This is a genomic window from Arthrobacter sp. 05L45_2, from assembly GCF_056397525.1.
In genome coordinates, this window is record NZ_JBFTNO010000317.1 from 1 (window position 1) to 2,056 (window position 2,056).

The following is a 2,056-nucleotide window of genomic DNA, read 5'->3' on the forward strand; positions in this document are numbered from 1 at the left end:
GTTGTGCAGACCGAAGTGGCTGAACGGGTTGGCGAAGATCTGGAAGAAGTTGTCTTTGTTGCTGGTAGCCATCGAGGCGCCCCACAGGACCGTTGTGCAGACCGAAGTGGCTGAACGGGTTGGCGAAGATCTGGAAGAAGTTGTCTTTGTTGCTGGTAGCCATCGAGGCGCCCCACAGGACCCACATGATGCCGATGGTTCCGATGGCGACGAAGCTCATCATCATCATGTTCAAAGCCGACTTGGCGCGCGTCATGCCGCCRTAGAAGAATGCCAGGCCCGGGGTCATRAACAGCACGAGGGCTGATGCGACCAGGAGCCAAACGAGACCTGCGGTGAGTTCCATGGTCTGCGTCCTCTCTTGCTCTTAGGTGTCTTGCTCGTAGGTGCGGAATAGTCCGCCTGCCCAACGCGGTTTGCGTTCTAAGAAGAGTTTGCTGGCGGCGTGTTTCACCGGCTGAGGATTTACATTGCCGGGTTGTTACAAGAACCTCCCGGAAGTAAATGGTGCATCTCACGCTTGTTACGGTTATGTTTCACGCGTTCCATCCCGCCCCGGACTCCCACCAGGCACCCCACGCAACACCGAAGGCAGCAGCATGAGCAAAACAACCCGTTCCGGCGCCCCCACCGGGCCGATGGCCGTCCTCCGGCCGCACGGCAGGCCGCGCCTGCCCCGGGACATCAAGGTGATGCTGGTCGCGGCGTTCCTGATTGCGCTGGGTTTTGGCCTCGTGGCGCCGGTGCTCCCCCAGTTCGCCACGACGTTCGACGTCGGCGCGACGGCGGCCGCGGTGATCGTCAGCATTTTCGCGTTTATGCGGCTCGTGTTCGCCCCGGCGGGCGGCGCACTGATTGTGCGGCTAGGTGAACGCCCGGTCTACGTGGCCGGGCTCCTGATTGTCGCGGCCTCGACGGCGGCGTGCGCGTTCGCCCAGAACTACTGGCAGCTGCTGGTCTTCCGCGGCCTCGGCGGAGCCGGCTCGGTGATGTTCACGGTGGCGTCGATGGCGCTGGTGGTCAGGCTGGCGCCGCCGGAAAGCCGCGGGCGCGTCTCCGGCGCCTACGCGTCGGCCTTCCTCATCGGCAACGTGTGCGGCCCGATCGTCGGCGGCCTGCTGGCCAGCTTCGGCCTGCGGGTGCCCTTCCTGGCCTACGCCGCCGCCCTGGTCCTCGCCGCCGCAGTGGTGCAAACCCAGCTCACCCACGTCCCCACGGGCTCCCGCGAGGCCGGCGCCACCGCCCCGGCCATGCAACTGCGCGACGCCCTGCGGGACAGCGCCTACCGGGCCGGGCTGGCGTCCAGCTTCGCCAACGGCTGGGCCACGTTCGGCGTCCGGATGGCGACGGTCCCGCTCTTCGCCGTCGTGGCCCTGGGCGCGGGGTCCTCGTCTGCGGGCTGGGCGCTGGCGGTGTTCGCCGCCGGCAACGCGGCGGCCCTCACCTTCTCCGGCCGGCTCGCGGACAACCTGGGACGGAAGCCGCTGATGCTCGCCGGCCTGGTGGTCACGGGCCTCGCCACAGCCAGCATCGGCCTGACCCACGAGCTGCCCTGGTTCCTGCTGGCGTCCACCATCGCCGGCGTCGGCTCCGGGCTGCTGGGCCCGGCACAGCAGGCGGCCATCGCCGACGTCGTGGGTAACGAACGCTCCGGCGGCCGGGTCCTGGCGGTATTCCAGATGACCTCGGACAGCGGCGCCATCCTGGGCCCGGTCATCGCCGGGCTCCTGGCCGACCGGCTTGGCTACGGCTGGGCATTTGGCGTGACCGGCGGGGTGCTCCTGGCCGCGGCCGCGGGCTGGATGTTCGCCCGCGAAACGTTCAGGACCACCCCGGCGGACGCGCCGGCCTAGTTCAGCAGCGCGTCGACGAAGCTCTCGGCTTCGAACGGCGCGAGGTCGTCCGCGCCCTCGCCGAGGCCGATCAGCTTGACCGGCACCCCGAGGGACTTCTGGATCGCGACGACGATGCCGCCCTTGGCTGTGCCGTCCAGCTTGGTCAGGACGATGCCGGTGATGTTGACCACCTCGGCGAAGACACGGGCCTGGTTCAGACC

Annotated in this window: 1 protein-coding gene and 2 pseudogenes; 1 reads left to right on the forward strand and 2 read right to left on the reverse strand. The window is 68.1% G+C overall.

Translation table 11 applies throughout. The features are described 5' to 3' along the window. Positions 1–346: pseudogene (locus AC1DHD_RS15925) on the reverse strand (hypothetical protein); the annotation flags it as partial. 253 nt (positions 347–599) lie between these two features. Between AC1DHD_RS15925 and AC1DHD_RS15930 the strand changes: the two are divergent. Continuing rightward, positions 600–1,853, forward strand: coding sequence for an MFS transporter (locus AC1DHD_RS15930; protein WP_476880642.1), 1,254 nt, complete (start codon positions 600–602; stop codon positions 1,851–1,853). On the opposite strand, the pseudogene AC1DHD_RS15935 reads toward AC1DHD_RS15930, so the two are convergent. Continuing rightward, positions 1,850–2,056: pseudogene (locus tag AC1DHD_RS15935) on the reverse strand (signal recognition particle-docking protein FtsY); the annotation flags it as partial. The gene AC1DHD_RS15930 and the pseudogene AC1DHD_RS15935 overlap by 4 nt on opposite strands.